The following is a 230-nucleotide window of genomic DNA, read 5'->3' as shown; positions in this document are numbered from 1 at the left end:
AGAATCTATAAGGAGAAGAACCCCGAGACCGGAACAACGTTGAGCTTTAACTACTATTTCATCAACTACAAGGTGTTTGTTAATGTAGTGAAGTACAAATTGGATCATGTGAGAAAGAAGATCGAGAGTGAAGAAAAGCAAGCGAAGAACCGGCCGTCGTTTGTGTGCAGTCAGTGCGAGAAAAAGTATTCCGATTTAGAAGTTGATAGGCTCTTAGATCTGGAGACGGC

1 protein-coding gene is annotated in these 230 nt (G+C 42.2%); it reads left to right on the top strand.

Features of this window, described 5'->3' with window-relative positions:
• Positions 1 to 3 precede the first annotated feature (3 nt).
• The coding region (locus ACYQ78_RS40210; protein WP_459806255.1) for a hypothetical protein at positions 4 to 230 on the top strand (227 nt) is incomplete at its 3' end.

Source organism: Herbidospora sp. RD11066 (genome assembly GCF_054661255.1).
The sequence above is the reverse complement of the archived record's forward strand: the minus strand, read 5'-3'. Positions and strand labels throughout refer to the sequence as shown.